Annotated in this window: 5 protein-coding genes; all 5 read left to right on the top strand. The window is 54.6% G+C overall.

Features of this window, described 5'->3' with window-relative positions:
- Nucleotides 1–343: 343 nt before the first annotated feature.
- The 5 genes from HZB29_03445 to HZB29_03425 all read left to right on the top strand — a co-directional run bounded on the left by HZB29_03445 (nt 344) and on the right by HZB29_03425 (nt 6,362).
- Nucleotides 344–706, top strand: a complete 363-nt coding sequence (locus HZB29_03445) for a helix-turn-helix transcriptional regulator (protein ID MBI5814645.1) — start codon at nt 344–346, stop codon at nt 704–706.
- A gap of 62 nt (nt 707–768) precedes the next feature.
- Nucleotides 769–1,860 (top strand): cupredoxin domain-containing protein, encoded by a 1,092-nt coding sequence (locus HZB29_03440; protein MBI5814644.1) that lies wholly within the window; start codon nt 769–771, stop codon nt 1,858–1,860.
- A gap of 364 nt (nt 1,861–2,224) precedes the next feature.
- Nucleotides 2,225–4,294: a PAS domain S-box protein gene (locus HZB29_03435; GenBank protein ID MBI5814643.1), complete on the top strand. Its 2,070-nt coding sequence runs from the start codon at nt 2,225–2,227 to the stop codon at nt 4,292–4,294.
- Complete coding sequence (locus HZB29_03430) at nt 4,287–5,714, top strand: sigma-54-dependent Fis family transcriptional regulator (protein MBI5814642.1); 1,428 nt, start codon at nt 4,287–4,289, stop codon at nt 5,712–5,714. The genes HZB29_03435 and HZB29_03430 overlap by 8 nt, the downstream gene beginning before the upstream one ends.
- Before the next feature lie 396 nt (nt 5,715–6,110).
- Complete coding sequence (locus HZB29_03425) at nt 6,111–6,362, top strand: hypothetical protein (protein ID MBI5814641.1); 252 nt, start codon at nt 6,111–6,113, stop codon at nt 6,360–6,362.
- Nucleotides 6,363–6,453 lie beyond the last annotated feature (91 nt).

Here is a 6,453-nt window from a genome sequence, read left to right as displayed (position 1 = left end):
TTGAAATCAAAAAGAAAAGGAAGGCTGCGGCGTAACTGTCCGCCGCTTGCGGCCACGCCGGGATTAATCGGAAATCACCGGATGGACAAAGCGGACAATTCATGTGCTACTAAACCGGACATTTCTATTTGTTGCTAACATAAAATTAAAAAATTAAAAAAAATTATTGGAGTAGCCGCGCGGTCTGGACAAAAAACGTTGCGTGTTGTTCGTCCACCGCCCTGTCCAAAGATAGGCATCGTCCATAATTTGCCGCGGATACATTGTTATGCAAAGCCTCTTGAATTTCCCCGCGAAACATAATATATTACAAGTCATCATGTGATGATATGATAATGGATATATGCGAAGGCCAGTAAAAGACGAATGTGAAGTCCTGTATGTAAACAGGAAGACGGTGCGGGATATCGGGGCCAGAATGCCTTCCCATGAAGTTGTTTCGGTTATGGCCGAAACATTCGGCCTGCTGGCCGATCCCACCAGGTTGAGGATAGTCCAGGCATTGTCCCGCGGGGAATTGTGCGTTTGCGACCTGGCCGCCATGCTCGGGGCGGGGCGCACGTCGGTCTCCAATCATCTGCGCCTTCTGCGAAGCATGCGGCTTGTGAGGCACCGCCGGGATGGAAAGCTGGCGTATTATTCGCTGTCAGACTCGCATATAGCGGCGCTTTTGAAAGAGTGCCTTGAACATGTGATCGAGCTTTGACGTCTCACCGGTCCCAATATATGACACGGGCCTTTCGCTGTTGTTTGGACATTTGAACGGATTTGGAATTCATGAGTTTCACGCATTTGTTGGCGCTTGGAGCCATAGCCGGTTTTACGATCTTTCTCGGACTTCCCGTGGCGGCCCTGACCACCCGGCCAAGGATGCAGGCGTTGCTTAATTCTCTGTCAGTGGGGGTGCTTATCTTCCTGCTCATCGAGATAGCCTCAAAATCACTTGAGATGGTCGAAGAGACGGCAAAGTCGGATTTATCGGGAGATGGACTGTCCGAATCGTTGATCCTGGGGGCGATCCTCGCCGCCGGCTTTTCATCTGGTCTATTGGGCCTGACGTTGTTCGAGGAGCGATTTATCGGCCTGGCGAAAGAATCCGATCCGGAGGTGAAATCAAAACGCCTCTCATTAATGATCGCAACCGGCATCGGGCTGCATAACTTCGGTGAAGGTCTTGCGATCGGACAGGAATACGCCTCCGGGGCGATTTCTCTGGCCTTTATTCTAATAGCAGGTTTTGCGCTTCACAATGCCACAGAGGGCTTTGGAATCGCCGCCCCGCTGCGGCTGATGAAGGTGGATTGGAAGTTTCTGGCGCTCGTGGGCTTTATTGGAGGAACTCCAACCTTTATCGGCACTATTGCCGGGTCGGTATTTACATCCCCACGGCTTGAATTGCTTTTTCTGACGCTGGCTTCCGGCTCCATTCTCTATATTATAGGCGAACTGATTCACCTGGGAAAACTTCAGGGGCAACACAGAACAGCCATGATCGGGATACTGGCCGGTTTCTTCCTGGCATACGGTTCGGAGCTTATTATCGAGGTCGGGATATCGGTTGCGGCAAACCGCCAGGAGGCGTCGAAAACCATTGAGGTGGAAACGTCGGAATTTAAATTTAACCCGCAAACGCTCAGGGTCACCGAAGGTGAAGTTGTCAGATTCAAAGTCACAAACAACGGAAAAATGCCCCACGAGTTTGAACTAAGAGCGCTAGGGGTGGAAGCGCTCATCCCCCAGGGCAAAAGCGTCACCCTCACTGTCCGGCCACTCAAGGCAGGGGTTTACAATCTCGTCTGCGACATTCCGGGCCATATGGAGGCCGGCATGCAGGGCGAACTCATCGTCAAACCTCGATAAAAGCTGCGCAAATATCCCATCGGAAACGTTTGTTTACACCCATTTGATTGGAAAAGTGGATAAAGAATCCATGTTAAGGTATGATTGGCGCAGGTGGAAAAAACGCATCCGTGCGCAACTGGGCGGGGTATGCTCCGGGGAGGACAGTTTATGGCCTCGAATGAGACACAGGCGGCGCCGATAACGGACATTGAGAACCAATGGGCGGCAGATCGCAAAAGCCCTTTCGCGGAAAATATATTCACGCCATTCCAATCCGGAATAATTCTGGTCCGGCATCCCCTTTCATCGCGTTCGGGCCTCAGTCCATGGCAGCCGGCAGGCCCGGAATTCTCCGGTTGACGCGGGACTTGGATTGTCTGTCATGAATAAAGCTCCTTGTGTGGACATCCTGATGATTGACGACAGCGAGGACGACTTTGTCCTCATCCGCGACATGCTCGCCGAATCCGGAGCCAGGGATTATTCCGTGAGCTGGGCGCCTAATTTCGAAGAGGGGCTGGCCCTTCTCATCTCCACCCGCCGCGACACGGCCCTTCTGGACTACAGGCTGGGTTCGGAGGACGGACTTCACCTTATGGCAAAGGCGCGCAAGGCCGGCTCCAAGACTCCGATAATATTCCTCACCGGCATGGGGAACGATTATGTGGACATCGAAGCGATCAAGTGCGGCGCCGCCGATTACCTTGTGAAGGAGGAGCTGACCCCGGCGCTTTTGGACAGGACGATACGCCACGCCATGGAGCGCCACAGGATGATGGAGGCCGTGGCGGTGAGCGAGGAGAAGTTCCGCGCCATATTCGAGGACTCGGCCATCGGCATCGCCGTGACGGACATGGAGGGGACGATACACCAGGCCAACACATGTTTCCAGGAGATATTCCAGATGGAAGCGGAAAGCCTCATGGGGCGCACTCTTTCCAGCCTTGCCCATCCGGAGGACAAAGAAAAGACCGGGGAGCTGTATTCCGAATTCAGGCTTGGCGGGCACGGTTGCGGCCATGTTGAGATCAGGTACATTTCAGGGACGGGAAGCGTCATATGGGGCCGCCTGCTGCTTTCCGCCATCAGGGAGCCGGGGGGTGGCAAGGCAAAAATGGCCGTGGCGATGCTGCAGGACATCACGGAGCGGAAAAACGCCGAGGAGGAGATCAGGCGGCTTGCCCTGTTCCCCTCGGAAAATCCCAATCCACTCGTCAGGTTCACCTCCAGCGGCCGGGTGGACTACATCAACGCCGCCGCCGCCCTGTTGAAGGCGTACGAGGACGCGGAGCTGATGATCTCGTCCATATCTTCCATCCTTGTGCGCGTTGACCATGAGGACGTGGTCCGAAGATGGAACGTGGTGGCCGAAAAGATGTTCGGCGTGACCGCGGCGGAGGCGGTCGGCAGGCCTGTGCTGGACCTTCGCATTAAGTGGGATTGGGAAGGTTTTCTGCAAATTGTCGCCAAATGCCGCGACTCCCGCGATGCGATACGGCACGAGGAACTCCAATATATACGTCCGGACGGCGGGCAGGGCTGCCTCGGAATTTCCGTCAGCCCCCTTCTGGGCGACTCGTCTGAATGGACCGGTTATGTGGCCCTGGGGCGCGACATCACCCGCGAAAAGGAAGTGGAAGAGAAGGTGAAGATCCACCAGCAGCAGTTGATCGTGGCGGACAAAATGGCGTCGCTGGGAATAATGGCGGCCGGTGTGGCGCATGAAATAAGCAATCCGAACAATTTCATCATGTTCAACGCGCCGTTGCTCTCCAGCGCCTGGAAAGGGGTGTCGCCGGTACTTGAGGACTATTACAGGGAAAACGGCGACTTTGTCATACACGGCGTCAATTACACCGAGATCCGCGACACGATTCCAAGGCTTCTCGAAGGGGTCATCGAGGGCTCCAGGCGCATACAGGCCATCACCGCGAAGATACGTGATTTCTCGCAATACGACGAGAACGCCCCGTGGCGCCCTGTGGATGTGAACGATATCGCAAGGAAGGCCGTGGACCTCACATCGCATTTCATAAAGGGGGCCACCAGCAATTTCGACATGAAGCTGGGCGGCGGCCTTCCGCTCGTGAACGGCAATTTCCAGGAGCTGGAACAGGTGATGATAAACCTGATCACCAACGCCTGCCAGGCTCTCCCGTGCAAAGAACGGGGCGTGTCCATCCAGACCGGACGAGATGATACCGAAGGGATGGTGACAATAAAAATAGCCGATGAAGGGGTCGGGATACCTCCGGAAAACCTGAAGAGGATAACAGATCCTTTCTTCACCACCAAACGCGAGCTGGGGGGGACGGGACTGGGATTGTCCATCTCATTCAACATAATCAGCAGCCACGCCGGATTCATGCGGTTTGACTCCATGCCGGGTTCGGGGACCGTGGTGACAATCACGCTGCCGGCCTCAAACGGCGGGAGTGACGCAAATGGGTGACCATCCGCTCCTGCCTGTGGTCCTCGTTGACGACGAGCCCCACATGCTTGAAAGCTGTTCGGCGTCACTGCGGATGGCGGGGATAAATAACATCATCAAAATCTCGAACAGCAGAGAGGTCCTGCCGCTTTTGGAGTCCAGGGATGTCGAAGTGGTGGTGCTCGACCTTTCCATGCCGTCCCTCTCCGGCTCCGAGCTTACGCAGGCGATCACGGAGACATGGCCGGACATCCCGGTGATAGTGCTGACGGCAAATTCAGACCTCAACATCGCCGTGGACCTGATGAAACTGGGGGCGTTTGATTACATAGTAAAACCGGCCGAAAATTCCAGGTTCACAAGCGCCGTGGCCCGGGCCGTGGAATTGTGCGAGCTTAGGAGGCAGAACTCATCCCTGAAGCAATATCTGGTCAACGACGAACTTAAAGATCCATCGGCCTTTTCCGGGATAGTCACCACAAGCAAGTCCATGAGGGCGATATTCCAGTATGTGGAGTCGATAGCCCCCACGAACCGGCCGGTGCTGATAAGCGGAGAGACAGGGGTGGGCAAGGAGCTTGTGGCCAGGGTGATCCATAAAATAAGCGGACGCAAGGGAAAGTTCGTCGCGGTGAACGCGGCGGGGCTTGACGACACACTGTTTAGCGACGCCCTTTTCGGCCACAGAAGAGGGGCGTTCACCGGGGCGGATCAGGAGCGCAAGGGGCTTGTGGAGACCGCCTCCGGCGGGACCCTTTTTCTCGACGAGATAGGGGATTTAGAGCAGGCGTCACAGATAAAGCTCCTGCGCCTGATCCAGCAGGGAGAATATTATCCATTAGGCTCCGATCTGCCAAAGGCGGCCAACGCCAGGCTGGTGATGGCCACAAACCACGACATGCTCTCGCTCCAGCGTTCGGGCAAGTTCCGCAAAGACCTTTATTACAGGATCAGCCCGCACCAGATAAATATCCCCCCGTTGCGCGGCAGGAGGGAAGATCTTCCGGCGCTGATAGATCATTGCCTTGGCGAGGCGGCGCAGGCCCTCGAGAAAAAGAGACCGCGCCCGCCGGCGGAATTGGCGACGCTTCTTTCCGTATATCATTTTCCAGGTAACATACGCGAATTGCAGGGGATGATTTACGACGCTGTGAGCAGGCACGCGGGAGGCACGCTTTCGCTTTCAAGCTTCCGGCTTGCAATAGGCGCGGCCGAATCCACGGGGGAATATCCAAAAGGCCTGTCACCTTCAGAAGATACGCCACAGGCGGCGATCCAGATAGATGATAATTCCGGAAGATTTCCAACTTTGAAAGAAACCGAGCGCTTTGTCATTAACGAGGCAATGAGACGCTGCAAAGGCAACCAGACCATCGCCGCCAAATTGCTTGGCATGACCCGTTCGGCGTTAAACAAGCGGCTCTCGCGTGAGGCTGACTGACATTTTGCGAAAGGGGTGTGAATATATTCACACTTCGCCGCCTGTCCCACTCGCTCTTTAAAGCCGGTTTATCCAGCGCCATGCGCCACCTTTAAATCATCCTCGCGCCATTTCCAACCGGGAACCGGAGGAAAATTATCATGTTAACCATCCGATAACTACGCGTCCGCCACCGTGCAGTTTCTCCCTGGAGGATTATTTAATTATAAGGATGCGCATATGTTATGCCGCGCGCTTCACACCTCCTGTCATTAGACAGTCCATTCACCCGTGTGCGTAAACGGATTGATTGCATTACTGTTAAATCCTTCGCCCGGCTTTGGCAATGCTTTTGCTGTTCCCCATTGGCGTGAGAGATGAATAACGGTTGAGGGTATTTAGGGAGTTTATGCAGGTATGCGAGCTATGTTGGCGGAAGACAAGCCGGAGAGGAACATCGCCATTCCGACACTGGTCATCACGGAGCTGACTGATCATGACATCCGGGAGGAGCTGGCGCGGAGCGGAACATATTGTCTATTCAAACCTGTGCGGCCGGTCGAGTTCATAGACATGATCTGCAAGCTGGAAAGCGTGGCCAAAGAGCGCCACTTGAAAATGAAAGCTTTGCATAATTGCTTTTATGATGCTATATTATATTACCAATAGTAATACAATATATAGCTGGAGGCGAAATGAACCGTAAATCGGGGCAGTTGGGGTTTTCAGACGCCGTTGTCGAGCAAAGGCGGTGCTTCCT

This window comes from Nitrospinota bacterium (assembly GCA_016235255.1).
Lineage (GTDB): Bacteria > Nitrospinota_A > UBA7883 > UBA7883 > JACRLM01 > JACRLM01.
Note: the sequence above shows the minus strand (reverse complement) of the source record. Positions and strands in the feature narration are given on the sequence as shown.

Coding starts and splice junctions, on each gene's coding strand:
- HZB29_03445 (MBI5814645.1), top strand. CDS start 344: ATGCGAAGGCCAGTAAAAGACGAATGTGAAGTCCTGTATGTAAACAGG.
- HZB29_03435 (MBI5814643.1), top strand. CDS start 2,225: ATGAATAAAGCTCCTTGTGTGGACATCCTGATGATTGACGACAGCGAG.
- HZB29_03430 (MBI5814642.1), top strand. CDS start 4,287: ATGGGTGACCATCCGCTCCTGCCTGTGGTCCTCGTTGACGACGAGCCC.
- HZB29_03425 (MBI5814641.1), top strand. CDS start 6,111: ATGCGAGCTATGTTGGCGGAAGACAAGCCGGAGAGGAACATCGCCATT.